Origin of the sequence: Novosphingobium album (ex Hu et al. 2023), from assembly GCF_022832385.1 — a bacterium.
Taxonomy (GTDB): Bacteria; Pseudomonadota; Alphaproteobacteria; order Sphingomonadales; family Sphingomonadaceae; genus Novosphingobium; species Novosphingobium album.
On the sequence record NZ_JALHLE010000029.1, the window covers coordinates 21,321 to 35,026 of the forward strand.

The 13,706-nt window shown below is 59.4% G+C and carries 13 protein-coding genes; 1 reads left to right on the plus strand and 12 read right to left on the minus strand.

The features are described 5' to 3' along the window. Window positions 1-106: 106 nt before the first annotated feature. Entirely contained in the window at window positions 107-277 is a 171-nt protein-coding gene (locus MTR64_RS16680) for a hypothetical protein (RefSeq protein ID WP_243995618.1), read from the minus strand. Between the two features lie 185 nt (window positions 278-462). Further along, complete coding sequence (locus MTR64_RS16685; protein WP_243995620.1) at window positions 463-1,707, minus strand: cytochrome P450; 1,245 nt, start codon at window positions 1,705-1,707, stop codon at window positions 463-465. A gap of 221 nt (window positions 1,708-1,928) precedes the next feature. Between MTR64_RS16685 and MTR64_RS16690 the strand changes: the two genes are divergently transcribed. Next, on the plus strand, window positions 1,929-2,903 hold the full coding sequence (locus MTR64_RS16690; protein WP_243995622.1) for an SDR family NAD(P)-dependent oxidoreductase: 975 nt from the start codon (window positions 1,929-1,931) through the stop codon (window positions 2,901-2,903). 133 nt (window positions 2,904-3,036) lie between these two features. Here MTR64_RS16690 and MTR64_RS16695 read toward each other — a convergent pair whose 3' ends face one another. The 10 genes from MTR64_RS16695 to MTR64_RS16740 form a co-directional block, all read right to left on the minus strand. Next, complete coding sequence (locus tag MTR64_RS16695) at window positions 3,037-5,868, minus strand: TonB-dependent receptor (RefSeq protein WP_243995624.1); 2,832 nt, start codon at window positions 5,866-5,868, stop codon at window positions 3,037-3,039. Between the two features lie 164 nt (window positions 5,869-6,032). After that, a complete protein-coding gene (locus MTR64_RS16700; RefSeq protein ID WP_243995627.1) occupies window positions 6,033-6,380 on the minus strand; it encodes a hypothetical protein in 348 nt (115 codons plus the stop codon). Between the two features lie 706 nt (window positions 6,381-7,086). After that, window positions 7,087-7,719, minus strand: a complete 633-nt coding sequence (locus MTR64_RS16705; RefSeq protein WP_243995629.1) for a 2-dehydro-3-deoxy-6-phosphogalactonate aldolase — start codon at window positions 7,717-7,719, stop codon at window positions 7,087-7,089. Then, complete coding sequence (locus MTR64_RS16710) at window positions 7,716-8,606, minus strand: 2-dehydro-3-deoxygalactonokinase (RefSeq protein WP_243995631.1); 891 nt, start codon at window positions 8,604-8,606, stop codon at window positions 7,716-7,718. The genes MTR64_RS16705 and MTR64_RS16710 overlap by 4 nt, the downstream gene beginning before the upstream one ends. A 104-nt stretch (window positions 8,607-8,710) precedes the next feature. After that, complete coding sequence (locus tag MTR64_RS16715) at window positions 8,711-9,694, minus strand: TauD/TfdA dioxygenase family protein (protein ID WP_243995633.1); 984 nt, start codon at window positions 9,692-9,694, stop codon at window positions 8,711-8,713. 87 nt (window positions 9,695-9,781) lie between these two features. After that, on the minus strand, window positions 9,782-11,011 hold the full coding sequence (locus MTR64_RS16720) for a cytochrome P450 (RefSeq protein WP_243995635.1): 1,230 nt from the start codon (window positions 11,009-11,011) through the stop codon (window positions 9,782-9,784). Window positions 11,012-11,087: 76 nt separating this feature from the next. Next, complete coding sequence (locus tag MTR64_RS16725) at window positions 11,088-11,642, minus strand: nuclear transport factor 2 family protein (RefSeq protein ID WP_243995637.1); 555 nt, start codon at window positions 11,640-11,642, stop codon at window positions 11,088-11,090. Window positions 11,643-11,720: 78 nt separating this feature from the next. Then, a complete protein-coding gene (locus MTR64_RS16730) occupies window positions 11,721-12,356 on the minus strand; it encodes a carboxymuconolactone decarboxylase family protein (protein ID WP_243995639.1) in 636 nt (211 codons plus the stop codon). 49 nt (window positions 12,357-12,405) lie between these two features. Continuing rightward, window positions 12,406-13,194 (minus strand): SDR family NAD(P)-dependent oxidoreductase, encoded by a 789-nt coding sequence (locus MTR64_RS16735; protein ID WP_243995641.1) that lies wholly within the window; start codon window positions 13,192-13,194, stop codon window positions 12,406-12,408. Then, window positions 13,187-13,651, minus strand: coding sequence for a hypothetical protein (locus tag MTR64_RS16740; RefSeq protein ID WP_243995643.1), 465 nt, complete (start codon window positions 13,649-13,651; stop codon window positions 13,187-13,189). Before MTR64_RS16740 ends, MTR64_RS16735 begins: the two co-directional genes overlap by 8 nt. Between the last annotated feature and the right edge of the window lie 55 nt (window positions 13,652-13,706).

Here is a 13,706-nt window from a genome sequence, read left to right on the forward strand (position 1 = left end):
TCGATCTGGATCGGGCTTGGAAATGGGCAATCTGTACCGGAATATCCTTATCCTGCAGAATATGTTGCGATGGCCGTCAGGCACTTGTGACTGCGACCACGTCAGATCAGCTCATCGGCTTGCCGGTAAAAAAATCATTCAACTGGTCCGGGTCGACAGCAAAGTCATCAGCCAGTCGAACGCGGGCGATATTGGCGGTCCAAGCCGTCACGATGTAGGGCATCACTCCAGCAATGAGTTGCACAAGGCCTCGATGCCCGATTGTGTCCAGTACCATGGCGCGAACCTCGGCTGACAGGGTTGCGTTACGCATGATCTGGAAATTCGCTTCGTAGATGATGTGGTTGGTTTCGTGCTCGAAGGGTGGGCTTTCGGATTTGGCGGTTCTGGAAGGTTAGGCCCGCCTTTCATGCACGGAAGCATTGAAGACCGGATATTTCATTATAGGAAGCGATCAGAGATCTATTCGCTGCAGGTCGGCGAGGCTTTGCACGTCCAAACAATCGGCAAGCTGTCGACATTGAACGTCGAGCCCGCGTGGAACGCGTAGGCAGTTCCTTCCGGAATATGGATATTGTCGAACTTGTCCAGGAATGACTGGATCGCGATCTTCAGTTCACGCCTTGCGAGATGCATGCCGAGGCACAGATGCGGACCGCTGGCGAAAGCCAGTGGCTGCTCGTCGCGGCCCAGTTTGAACTCGTGCGGTTCCGGATAGGCTTCCGGATCGCGGCATGCGATGAAGATCGGCATCACGACGAGATCGTTTTCCTTCATCTGGACGCCGTGCCATTCGAAGTCCTTCGTGACCCGGCGCTGGCTGGAGACGACGCTGAACATGCGCAGCATCTCCATCACGACCTTGTCCATCTTGTCGGGGTTGTCGCGCAGAAACTGCTGAAGATCGGGGTGCGTCGCAATGTGCCGCATCGACCAGCCGAGAGTCCCGTAGACGGTATCGAGGCCGCCGACATAGAACGTGTAGAGCATTCCCAGGATTTCGCCATCATTGAGGGGACGGCCGTCCTCGATCCGGGCGTTGATGATGCTGTCCATCAGGGGCGTCGTGGGTTTTGCCCGCTGGTGCTCGAGATGCTCGGTGAGGCAGGCGAGGATCGAGCGCGCGGCGATGACTCTTTCCTCGAAAGTATGCCCGCGAAGAAGACCTTGCTCGAAGCCGAAGAACTGTTCCATCAGGCCGAGCGGCAAACCCATCAGGCGCAGGAAGATCAGGCTGGGGAAGGGGACGGCGAAGTCCTTGACGAAATCGCAGCCATCCTTGTCCTCGAACTTCGAAATCAGATCGTCGCAGGTCTGGTGTACGCCTTCCTCCATGTGGTTCACGGCCTTGGGTGTGAAGAACGGGGTGAGGACCTTGCGGTAGATCGTGTGCATCGGCGGATCGATGTTGACCGGATTGAGGTTCCAGTCGACGCCCAGCATCAGCGAAAGGTCCATGCCGCCTTCACTGGAAAAGTGTTCCCAGTCGATAAAGGCTTCCTTGAGCAGCGAATGACGCGCGATCACCCAGCCAGGGCGCTGATGCACTGCGTCGCGGGCATAGAACAGCGGCGGGCCGTCCAGCAAGCGGGCGGCAGCGTGGAACGGATCGTCCAGTTCACCGTTGAATTCCGCGAGCGAATGATCCCAGACTAGGTCTGCGGGGACGTGTGCCGGTGCGAACGAAATGCTTTCGCTGGTCGCCATCTGCCATCTCTCCGTCCTGCAAGGATTCGCCCTTGCTTCAACTTTGTAATGCAAAGCATATTGTTGTGACATTGGTCAACACGGAATATTTCCTGATAATACGCGCGAGTGGCCCGGAATGTCTTGACTATTGGGGAGCGTTGATACTCGTGACTGAGACAGGGGACGGTCGGTCCCTTGTCCCTTGTCCCTTGCTTCGGCGTGAAGTGAGGTAAACGTTGATGCAATTTGATCGAAATGGGGCTGATCCGGGAGGCAAGATGCAATCTGGGAGTGGAGAAGTCCGGTTCGACGATTGTGCCGTCCTGGTCACTGGCGCAGGGCGCGGACTGGGTTACGAAACAGCGCTGCTTCTGGCTTCGCGGGGTGCGAAGGTCGTCGTGGCCGACAACGGCTCCGACAAAGGTGGTGACAATCCAGATGTTAGTCGGGCAGCTGCCGTCGTCCGGGAAATACGTGATGCCGGCGGTGCTGCTGTCGAGTGCACAGCGGATTTGTCCTTCCTTGCGGGGGCAGAACAAGCGGTCGATACCTGTTTGTCGGCATTTGGCAGACTGGATGCGCTCGCGCATCTCGCCAGCCCGTGTCCGCCTCTCAAGACGCCGTCCGACCTTGTTGAACGTGATCTGGATCTCGTTTTGCGGACCAATGCACAGGCAGGGCTCTGGCTGGCCCGGACTGCCTGGCCGCACATGGCTTCACGCCAATTCGGGCGAATGGTCTTTGCGAGTTCTGCAGGTGCTCTGGGGGCACCGGCCAATGCAGACTACTCGACTGCCAAATCCGCGATGATTGGGATGACACGGTGTCTCGCCGTCGACGGAGCGGCTCATGGCATTCTGGTCAACGCAATCGCACCCGCGGCGATGACCAGAATGACCGAAGGTTTTCATCCGGGCGCTTATGCCGACTGGTTTGCCCGTACGATGCAGAGCAGCAGCGTTGCACCGGCGGTTGCCTATCTTCTGGCGCATGCATGCGAATTGACTGGCGAACTGTTCTCGATCGGCGGAGGCCGTATCGCGCGGATCGTCTTCGCAGAAACAGAGGGTGAGATGATGGGGGCCAATTCTATCGAGGCGGTAAGGGACTGCATGCCCGATGTCCTCGCCGATACGTCCTACTTCTACCCGAAAAATCTTCAGGAGAGGTCTGAAAAGGTGGCTGGTTTTCTGGGCTTTTCCGAAAAACGGTGACGGCCCCAAAAAACACAAATCGAAGCCGGTCTAGAGTCGGGAGGGGCGTCAGAGGCAGGACGGCAAACTGTCCTGAAGAAAGCTTGGGCCGGAAATTTACCCGGCCCAAGTCTCATGGGCTCTGCAGCCGGACCTAGAAATTGACCCTGGCGCGGACGCCCCACATACGCGGCGCGCCAATATTGGCGGTCTCGACACCCGAACTGGTGGCACCCGACGGATCCAGTGCATTGTGCTGCAGCAGGCCGGGTGTGTAGGTTATATAATGCTCGCCAGTAACATTGGTCATGAAGAAAGCCAGGTCGATCGGGCTGCCGGCAACCGAGCTCCAACTGACGTTGAGGTCAAGCAGATCGGTTGCAGGTATGATGCCCAGATCGACGTTGGAAATGACGGGGCCATTTGGTCCGTCGACGTAGACGCCTCCAGGAAACTGCCGATCGGCATAGTTTGACCGCATGCTGTCGGTATGCGTGAAGGTCGTGCCGAGCGTAATCTTGCCCACGCCTTCCGAAAGCGGCAGGGTATAGTTTGCCGAAACACTATATTTGTTCTTCGGTGCAAGGGCGAGTTCGTCACCCGCGCTCAAGTTGGGGCTGACAATGTAGGGCGATGCATCCTGCGCTGTAGGAAGCGTAATCTGCCGGATGGTGGTATTGAGGTAGGCATAGCTGGCGCTGACCGAAAAGCCCTGGAACAGGTTCAGCGTGGTATCCGCCTCGATGCCCCAGATGCGCGATTTGCCGGCGTTGTAAGGTGCCCCCGTAGGTGACAGACCAGATCCCGGAGGCGCGTTCAGGCCTACGAGCAATTGCTGGTTCGAGAAGTTGTTGTAGTAGGCGGTGGCATTGAACACACCGCTGATGGCGCCGCGGAAGCTTGACTTTACGCCCACTTCATACGTGTCGACCTTTTCGGGCTTGAAGAAGACCATGGCGGTCGGAGCGTCGTGCTTGATACCACCTGCGCGATAGCCCCGGGCATACTTGGCATAAAGCATGATGCTATCGATCGGCTTGTATTCCAGATCAATCATCCAGGTTGGCGCATGCGACTTCTGGGTGAGTTGCACCGAACAACCCGGGTAAGGACTGTAAAGTCCGGCGACCGGCGTTGATGCGGTCGTCAGCATTGTGCAGCGTGGGGTTCGATCCTGGACACCAGTGGGAACCACCCCATTGAGAGGCGTCGGGTAGTACGTATTGTCGGGAGGGCCGAAGAACCCCCAAAGCTGTGGCAGGCTATATGCGCCATATGCCCCGTAATCGTAGCTGTTTGTCACGAAGTTGTTGGTGATCAGCGTGGCGTCGACGGTCTGCTTGTCCCATGTGTAGCGGAAGCCACCGGTGACAGTCAGCTTGTCCGAAAGCTCGTACGATGCCTGGCCATAAAGTCCGATGTCACGAAAGGATTGCCGCGCAACCGTGTAGTTCGCGGCACCGATCGTGCCTGCCGGAAATGCAGGAGGATAGCCGCCCAGAATAAGGTATTGATTGAACACGTCGTTCACGTAGGACATCACCGCGCCATAAGGATCCGAGCACTGATATGTCGCCAGATCCGTGCAGTTGGAGCCGATCTTGGTTTGTTGACCCACAAGGCTGAGCGGCTTGCTGGACTCGTAGTAGAGGCCGGCCTGCCACTTGAGGCGGCTATTCGCGCTGCGTCCCTGGAACTGCAGTTCTTCGGTGAAGGTGGATTGGTCGGCGCTGTGCAGGCCTGCAGCAGAACTGAGGCTGTACATGCCGACGGGGATGCCATTCAGGGAATTGGCGAAGCCCGAAATGCCGAACATGGCGTCGGCTGCAGCGAAGGGTGGGAGGGCCCCGCCCAACGAACCTTGATTGATCACATTGTAGTATAGGCCTGCATAACCGGCCAGGCTGGCTGTCTTGAAATTCGTGCTGAACAGCGGACTGAAGATGTCGTGCGTGAATTCTGCATAACTCGCAATATTCTTGATCGTCAGACTGTCGCTGGCCAGCCAGGTCGTCGTATTGATGATCTGCCACTGCCTGGTGTGACTGCGCGGGTTCGCCATGTCCTGATCGACATGGTAAAATCCCTTTCCATGATTTTCTTGCAGTTGGTTGTAAGCAAGCAGGTTGAAGGGGTTCAGGTCCAGACTGGGATCGCCATAAAGCCCGCTGCCCACGCCAACAATTTTCTGAGCGCTGCCGTTGGTGTCTGAATCGGTGAACGAAACGATCGTGTAGTTTTCCAGGTCCGGAGTCAGATCGGCGACGAAGCTGGCGCGGATCGTGGTGTAGTCGACATCGTTAAAGTCCTTGGGGCCAATGCCGCTGTCATTGATCAGGAAACCGTTACGCTTCATCCGGTCCATGCCGAGACGCATGCGAAAGGTTTCTCCAACCGGTATGTTGATGACCGCCTCCAATCGGCGCATGCCATAGTCTCCGATCGAACCCTCGACGTAGCCTTCCAGTTCGGAAGTTGGCTTCTTGGGCACGAACAAGACGGAGCCGCCCGTCGTGTTTCGGCCTTGCAGCGTCCCCTGCGGCCCTTTCAGGACCTGCATATTCTGCAGGTCGAAAAAGTAACCCGCGCTGGCCCCGTCACCGAAGGGGATGCCCACGCCGCCGCCCCTGGGAGCAACGACATCGGCAAAATAGGTGCCTACCGATGGTGCCGTGCCGATGTCCTGGACAAAACCACGGATGGCAAAAGTCGTATTGTCAGTTCCGAATTCGCCATTGGCCGAGAGCGATGGGGTGTACTTGGCAATGTCGATCCCAGAAGTGATGTTGCGGGTACTCAGTTGCTCCTGACTCATCACGGAGATCGAAATCGGCACATCCTGCAGTCGCTCTTCGACCCTTCGGGCTGTCACAATGATGTCGGCGGGGTTGGCTGCTTCTTGATCTGTAGCTGCGAATGCCGAGAAAGGGAATATTCCGGCGAGTGAAGTCGTGAAAAGCAGTGTCTTATTAAAAATGTTCCTCATATTCCTCTCCGGTGTTATTTTTATATCAATTGTTCTTTAATTATATTAATAAGTTTGGGCATATTGCTATTAAAAGTAAATATACTTAACCGCTCACTTCGATGGGCTCCTCTCTGTTTAAAGAAGGGCTGGCCAAGATTGAGGCCTTGCGGCAGATATAGTCGTTAATGTGTTGAGAGCGGTAACTGTGAGAGCTTTGACAGCTCGAAGCGTCGGTTGCTGACGGCTTCGACAGGCGGGATCGAAACTGACGAGCTCAGAACATCAGAAGGCCGCGGAGACCAAAGGATCTCGTTACTGTTCGCGGCAGCCTCCACACATTGTCGGCAGTCTTCGATGAAAATCGAAATTGTTTCGGTGTTCGACACGCATTTACTCAATACCGAGCCGCCAAAATCATTGGCTGGCCCAGTCCCGCCGCGCCGGCAAATTGCCAAAGCATCGCTCTGCCCAAAGCTGAGGTGTGCCTCGGCGGCGATAGCTGGCAGTGCTTCGAACGAAATTCCGTCCATAAGCTGGCCCCTCCTGACCCGTTCCCTATTTTGACGGTGTTCGTCGTGTTGTTAGCATTAATGCTGTCGCCGTCAATGCGTTTCACGTTGTTGCCGAGGGAATGCTGGCAAGTTAGCCCCATCCGCGTGAGGGTTGGCTTGCTTCTATCCTTGGGAAGCCAGCCGGAGGCGCCGGGTACATGAATACCGCCGGTGCCCGCTGACCGCGTTGATGATCCGGGTGGCGTTGCCCGTCAGGTCCGAGCGTTCGCTCATTGTGCCGACACTGCCGCGACTCTCGATCCGCACAGTCTGGACGGTCATCGAATGGCCGGCATCGGTTACTGTTCAAGCTAGAAGGCGCCGCGTTTGTCCATCACCGCTGAACGATGGCCCGAGCCTTAGGCCCATTGCTCAATTGATCATGGTCGCAATCTGGCCGTCACGCTGCATTGGGCCGCCTCGGCGGGCAGCGTGCCGGGTGATGCACCACGGCCTTGCGTTGCCGAGGCCGCTTTTTCGCAGCGCCCGACTTTCCTTGGAAGTTAGTAGATAGGCCGCTTTGCACCATTCCTGCCAGCCTTTGTGCGTTAACATTACATGGACATGGCGGAAGCCGATAGCGGATCGGCGTGGCCACGATCTGGTGTCACTTGATTTCACTTCGCGAATGCCAGCCGCCTAATGAGGCGCGCAGGGGGCAGGGCAATGTGCTCATCGCCCGCGTTCAGGTATCCGCCGCGTTCCAGGCTGCGACAAGGTCATGTGCCCTGGTCCCGACAGCCGCCGCGTCTAGGCCGGGCTTGTACAGACTGCCGCCGACGCCGATGCCGAACGCGCCGGCCGCGCGATATTCTGCGACATTGGAGACACCAACCCCGCCGACTGCCCAAACGCGCGTTTGCGGCGGGAGCACCTCCCGGATTGCCTTGATATATGCAGACCCGAGCACCGAGCCCGGAAAGAGTTTAAGGTCGCGGGCGCCGGCGTTGATCGCCGCGAATGCTTCGGTCGGTGTCAGGAAGCCCGGCAGCACGTCGAGGCCCAGTTCGCGTGAGCGGGAGAGGACCTGAATATCGACGTTGGGCGAAACCATGAAAGTGCCGCCGGCCTGGGCCAGCGTTTCGGCGAGAGCGGTGCTGATGACAGTGCCGCCGCCAATGGCGGCGCGGTCTCCGACGGCTTCGGCCATGGCCCTGATCGAGCCGGCCGGATCGGGCGAGTTGAACGGAACCTCGATCAGCCGGACACCGGCTTCTACCAGAGCTTCCGCGATGGCCGCGCTTTCTCCGGTCTGAATGCCGCGCAGGATCGCCACGATGGGCGGAGCGCCCGCAGCCAGTGCCTCATCAACGGTCATACAATCTTGCCTCTTGCCAAATTCAGGCCTGCAAGAACGGTGGCATCACCGTCAAGCAGGCGGACGCTGCAATCCCGCGCCGTCAAGGCGCGTTGGTAAAGCGCCGACAAAGCAGGATCACCGATCAGGGTGATCGTCATGCCGGCCGATGCCTGCGCTGCCACCTCGCTGCCGATCAGCAGGCCCGACAGATAACCGCGTGACCAGTCTTTCGACCGTCCGTCCAGCATCCTTGCCGCCCGTGCCTCGAAAAGCGCTGCGGTCAACGGTTCTTCGTTGCGTTCCAAACCCCGCGCGAAGCCCTCGTCGAAGGTCCCGTTTCCGGGCGTGTCGGGACCGGTCAGGGTCGACTTGCCCGCGAGCAATGCGAAGAGTTCACCTGTCGGGGCGGTGGTGAAGGATTCCACTGTCCCATCCACCAGCCGCGCCCACTTGGAATGGGTGCCGGGCAGGGCAACAAGATGCTCACCTTCGCCCAGTTCGGGATGCAGTGCCATGGCACCGAAAAGCTGTGTTTCCTCGCCGCGCATGACTTCGGGAATGCCGTTGCTGGTCCGGCAGCTCAGTCCCGGCATGACAGCGACCGGAATGCCGCTCACTGTGGTGCGGGTGCAGCTTTCCAGCCACCTGGCCGCATCGGCCGGGCAGGGGGCATAGCCGGCTTCCACCAGCGCGCCCGCGGCGCCTGCCATGCCGCATAGCGTCACATCTGCAATGGCACTTTCGTGCATCCAGACATCGAGCCGTTCCGCCAATGTGCTTTCGGCGCTGGCTTCCAGCGCGCCTATGCCAGGGCCATCAAGCCGCGCGGTTACAGCTCCGCTGCCCATGCGGTAAAGCCGCAGACGGCTCGTGCCCCAGTCGCCGAGGATGAAGGTATCGGTCATAAATGTTCGCGTCTCATAGCGGAACGCGCCGGCAGGGCAACGGCTGGATCGCCGCCGCCTTCAGCCGGCCCGCCGCAAAGCGCGTTTGTCTTTTGCTGTTTGCCTCAGGCGGGCAAATCCAGGGGCGCGATATCCCGGTCGACTTCGCCAATCTTCTTTCCATTCTCGAATCGTCCGAGGCCGTAGTCGCCCTTGATGGTCGTCCGGTGCATGCACCGTTCGTACTTGGGATGACAACCTTCCACTGCATGAAGGAGCCGCCAGTTATCCCAAATTACCATGTCTGTCGGCCGCCAGTTGTGGAAATAGCCGTTCGCCTTGCGGTTCACTTCCTGGCACACTTCCTCCATCAGCGCGTCGCCTTCGGGATTCTCGTGGTTCTCAATGCCTTCGGCAGAGAAGCCAGTGACATGCAGCACCTTTTCGCCGCTTGTCCTTGTCCAGACCATCGGGTGAATGGCGCGCGGGAATCTGCGGGCTTCCGCAACGACGCCAGCCATATACGCCGGATCGCCGTTGATCTCGAAAGTCCGGCCGAAGCGCATCTGGGTCAGGCGCGTGTCCAGCGTGTAGATGGCATTCAAGTCCTCGATCTTGGCGAGGAGTTCAGGGTCGAAGGCATTGTACAGTTCGATGCCATCGGCAAAGCCGGTCCGGCCGCCTTCGGGCGCCTGGATGACTGCTCTCAGCACCCCCGCCCGGTTCAGTTCATCGTTATAGGTGTGGTCGAAGTGCCAGGGCAGATAGGAGACGACCGGCTTGCCGTTGACGACGGCAATACCATGCAGCGTCTCGTCGAGTTCCGTGGGCAGGCTGTGGAGCTCGATCACGCCCGGTTCGAGATCCTTGTTCGCGCGGGGCACGGACTTCGTGGGGTGGTCCTTGAGCGGGCCGAAGACCTTGCTCAGTTCAACCTGCATCTTCGGCGAGGGTTCCATGTTCTCGAAGATCAGCAGGCCGCGATCCTCGAACAGTTGCTGCAGCTCGGCGCGTAGACCCGGATCGTTGATATTGTCCCAGGTTACACCGTCGATGAACGATCCCCAGCTATATTGTTCGCCGATATCGCGAATGTTCACGGATTTCATGGCATTCTTCCCAAGATATTGAATTGATAAGAAACTGTGTGATGGAACGAGCGGCGTAAGAGTGCCCCGCAGCGTTCCTGCCTGTAGTCAATGCACCGCGTCGGCAGGAGCGGGTTCGGCGTCGAATTCCACCGGAAGCTGCGTGATGCCCCAGACGCCCGGAAATGGCTTCCACGTCCTTTCGCCCGCCAGCCTGGGATTTCTGATGCGCTGGGCGATCAGGTGGATGCCTTCCTCCACGTTGGCAACGGCAAGGAACTGCCCCAGGCAGATGTGCATTCCGCGCCCGAAAGCCTGAGTCGGGTTGCGCTCCGCGCGGTCGGGATTGAATGTCATCGGCTCACTGAACACGGCGGGGTCGCGCCCAGAGATCGTGAGAGGAAACACCAGCATCGTGCCCTCGGGGATGACCACATCGCGATACGTGAACGTTTCGGTGACGATACGCATGGTGTTCGATGGCGTGGCGAACCTAAGCTGTTCGCGCACGGTCTTTTTTGCGTAATCGAAATCCTTGCCGCAGCGGTCATAGATCTCAGGGTGGCTGAGCAAGGAGTTCATCAGCAGGATCAGCAGGTTCTTGGTCGTGTCATAACCAGCGGCGAACATCAGGATCAGGAGCTGCCGCAGTTCCTTGTCGCTGACCGTGCCGTTGCTGTTGGCCGTGATCATGACGTCGAGCAGGTCGCCGTTTTCACCGCCGGTGCCCCGTTCCGCGATCAGATCGTCCACGAAGCGCCACAGCGTTTGATAGCCCTCTTCGATAATGCCCATGTTCTCCACTTCGAGATTGAAGCTCTCGCCGTGGATTTCGAGCGACTTGATGATCGCCGGCAATTTGTCGATCGATGTTCCGAGCAGTGCGAACATCACCTGCACCGGGAACTGCGCCGCGAAATCGGTGAAGTCGAACGCACCCTTGGGGGCCCATTCGTCAAGAATCCGCGACACGGTTGCGCGCATGATGGGGCGCATACGCTTGACGTTGCCGGGGCCAAATGCAGCGCTGACACTCCCGCGCAGCCGGGCGTGGCGTTCGCCGGAACTGGTGAGCATCTGATCCAGGACGAAATCGCCCCAGCCGGTTCCCTCGGCGCCCATGATCTCGACGATATCCTCGCCGGGCATCTTGAGCTTCGCGTCGAGCCGCAGAATGTCGTCGATTTCGCGGTAGCCGGTGACGACGTAGCCGATATTGCTCGCGGCAAGCCATTCGTGCTTGTGCCGCGCCGCGTCCATGAACGGCATCGGATCGTTGCCGAATTCGGTGCCTTCAATGGGCAGGTGTTCCAGGTCCAGGTCATTGATCGAAGCCATCGGGGCCTCCAGTCGATTTGCATTCAAGGTTTGCGGCGGTGCCGTGCGTGCAGGCAGCGGGGCCGCGCGGGGCATGTCACCAGCGTTCCCCGCCTTCGGCGGTAAGCGGGCGCTGGTAGGATGGATCGGAACGATCGCGGCTGCCCTTCAGATAGCCGCTGCCCACCACACCGTTACCGTTGGGCAGGATCGCCTTTCCTTCCATCGCAACTTCCACGGTCGCGCGCCGAAGGGCGATGCGCCAGATTCCGTCGCGCCTTTCCAGCCGGTCAATGTAACGCCCGGCCAGCATTCGCGAGGTCGCCGCGCCCTTGTCGGCGAAAAGGCCGATCACATAGCTTTCGGCATGGGCCACATCGCCGTCGATCTCGCAGCTGTGCATGGTGACATTGTGCAGATTGACCTCGCTGATTGCGCCATGGGCGTGGTTTGCGTGATCGCCGTAATCCTGCCCGGAGATGATCTGCCTGCCCAGTTCGTGCTGGCCGTCGGGATGATAGGACCCGGTGATCAGATCCTTGTCGAAACGGTCGTTTCCCCTGGAAGTCGATACGATGCAGTCGAGAATCTCCTGCCTGTCCTTCAGGGCGCGCAGCTCGCGTTCGAGCGCGGCAAAGCGATCTTCATCCATGGAACGTTCTTCCCGGCTGGATCCGCCGTGCGCCGCGCATTGCGGGCAGGGCGTTCGCGGCAATCACGCAGCACCCGTTCATCGCGCGCGCAGCCCCTCGTTGTTCGCTTCGAGGCGGAGCCTCAGCGAATTCTGGAAATAGGCGGTCGCCACGAACTGGCCGACAAGAACCAGGAGTTCGACAAGCTGGTGTTCGGTGAGCTTCTTGGAAAGCTGGGCCCATGTGGCATCGCTCACCATGGCGTCGGCATGAAGCTCTTCAACAGCCTTCAGGATCGCCCGTTCATGGTCGTTCCACCCGGGCGCGGAGGATCCGACGGTGATGCGCTCGATTTCTTCGGCCGTGAGCCCGGCGCGCCTCGATTGATTGACGTGTTCGCCGAATTCGTAAGGCGCCTGGCAAAGCCATCCGGTGCGCAGGATCGCCAGCTTGCGGTCGCGCACTTCCAGTTTGGCATTGCCGCCCTGGATCTCGATCGTCAGGTCGATCATCTTGTGCCACATGTCGGGGAAGCGGCACATCGTGAACATGATTTCGGGGATGACTTCGAGCGGAAGCGGCGGCTGGTCGGCCAGGACGCCGCCGCGCAATCTCTGTGTGGTGGCCTGAACTTCGTCCGCGACGCTCTGGCGGTCTAGCGGAGGCAGGCGCGGCGGCTTGCCCAGTACCTCTTCATGCCGCTTTTCGACGTCGTGCATATCTATCTTGTTCACCCGTATTCCTCCGTTGCGGGGATCGGCCCTCCCGGCCCCCCGGTCGCGGCTATCGCCGCATGATGACGCCGCCGTCTACCCCGATTACCTGTCCGGTGATGTAGGAGCCCTCTTCGGACATCAGCAGCGCGCTCATCGCGGCGATGTCGTCGGGCCGTCCCAGGCGGGACTTGATCAGGGCCAGGCTGTAGCAGAACTGCTTGGTCTCATCGTCCAGTTCGCGTTCCAGCCGTTCGTGCATCGTCGCCCCGGGCGAGATACAGTTGGACCGCAGTCCGCGTTCGGCATAACGGGCCGCGACATGGCGCATGAGCGCCTCGACGCCGGCCTTGGCTATGGCATAGGCAACTCTTACCGGCTCGCCCTTGCAGGCAGCCGGAGAGCTGGTGAAAACGATGCTGGAACTCTCCCGCGCCAGCAGGGCGGGAAGCGCGGCGCGGGTGCAAAGATAGTACCCGCGCAGATTGACGCGCATGGTCTCGTCGAAATCGGTCATCGGCAGTTCAAGGACGCCGTTGGCAGGGTCTTGATCGACGAATGAGGCGAAGTTGATATGCAGGCCATCGAGACCGCCGAAACGCTCGCAGGCGAGCGAAACTGCGGCGGCGGCTGAACTCTCCACTGCACCGTCCAATTCGACCGCAATGGCGCTGCCGCCATGGTCTCGAATGTCCCGCGCAGTCTTCTCCGCCGCATCCACCGCCATATCGCCCAGCACGACATTGGCCCCCTCTGCGGCGAACCGCCGGGCAAGGCCATTGCCGATCCCGCCGCCGCCGGCGACGAGGATCGACTTTCCCTGAAGCCGCTTCGCGATCAGGGGTTTATGGTCAGGCATCCGCAGTCGCAGCCCGCGCCGATTCCTTGATCCAGTCGCCGGAATCCTGGGCCTGTTCGTAGATGTCGAGGTGATAGAGCTTCCCGGCGTCGTCGAACTTGTAGACAGCGATCACGTTCTTGCGGATGAATTCCTCGCCGCGCCAGTGCCGCTCCTCGATTTCCTGGAACACGCTGTTACCGACTTCGCTGATCTGGAATTCGGTGAACTCGAAACGGGTGCCGCCTGCCATCCATCCGGTGAGGAACTTCCTGTAGTCGGGCCAGGTCAGTTCTTCGAGGTAGGCCCCCACGCGCTTGAACTTGTCAGCATCAATGAACTCGGTCAGCGGGTCCCAATCCGATTCCTTGGTCACGCCTGCCGCCAGGATCTTCTTCTGGGTGTCGACGAAGCCGTATACCCGCTGCGCGAGAGGTCCGAGTTCGCTAACAGTCGATGTAGCAGTGGCAATCTTCATTTCCTTCTCCCGATTTTGATGCGGCACGTATCGACGTTCGGGCCGATCGCACCGG

Excerpts from the sequence above, each read along its gene's own strand:
- MTR64_RS16680 (WP_243995618.1), bottom strand. The coding sequence starts at position 277 with ATGGTACTGGACACAATCGGGCATCGAGGCCTTGTGCAACTCATTGCT.
- MTR64_RS16685 (WP_243995620.1), bottom strand. The coding sequence starts at position 1,707 with ATGGCGACCAGCGAAAGCATTTCGTTCGCACCGGCACACGTCCCCGCA.
- MTR64_RS16690 (WP_243995622.1), top strand. The coding sequence starts at position 1,929 with ATGCAATTTGATCGAAATGGGGCTGATCCGGGAGGCAAGATGCAATCT.
- MTR64_RS16695 (WP_243995624.1), bottom strand. The coding sequence starts at position 5,868 with ATGAGGAACATTTTTAATAAGACACTGCTTTTCACGACTTCACTCGCC.
- MTR64_RS16700 (WP_243995627.1), bottom strand. The coding sequence starts at position 6,380 with ATGGACGGAATTTCGTTCGAAGCACTGCCAGCTATCGCCGCCGAGGCA.
- MTR64_RS16705 (WP_243995629.1), bottom strand. The coding sequence starts at position 7,719 with ATGACCGTTGATGAGGCACTGGCTGCGGGCGCTCCGCCCATCGTGGCG.
- MTR64_RS16710 (WP_243995631.1), bottom strand. The coding sequence starts at position 8,606 with ATGACCGATACCTTCATCCTCGGCGACTGGGGCACGAGCCGTCTGCGG.
- MTR64_RS16715 (WP_243995633.1), bottom strand. The coding sequence starts at position 9,694 with ATGAAATCCGTGAACATTCGCGATATCGGCGAACAATATAGCTGGGGA.
- MTR64_RS16720 (WP_243995635.1), bottom strand. The coding sequence starts at position 11,011 with ATGGCTTCGATCAATGACCTGGACCTGGAACACCTGCCCATTGAAGGC.
- MTR64_RS16725 (WP_243995637.1), bottom strand. The coding sequence starts at position 11,642 with ATGGATGAAGATCGCTTTGCCGCGCTCGAACGCGAGCTGCGCGCCCTG.
- MTR64_RS16735 (WP_243995641.1), bottom strand. The coding sequence starts at position 13,194 with ATGCCTGACCATAAACCCCTGATCGCGAAGCGGCTTCAGGGAAAGTCG.
- MTR64_RS16740 (WP_243995643.1), bottom strand. The coding sequence starts at position 13,651 with ATGAAGATTGCCACTGCTACATCGACTGTTAGCGAACTCGGACCTCTC.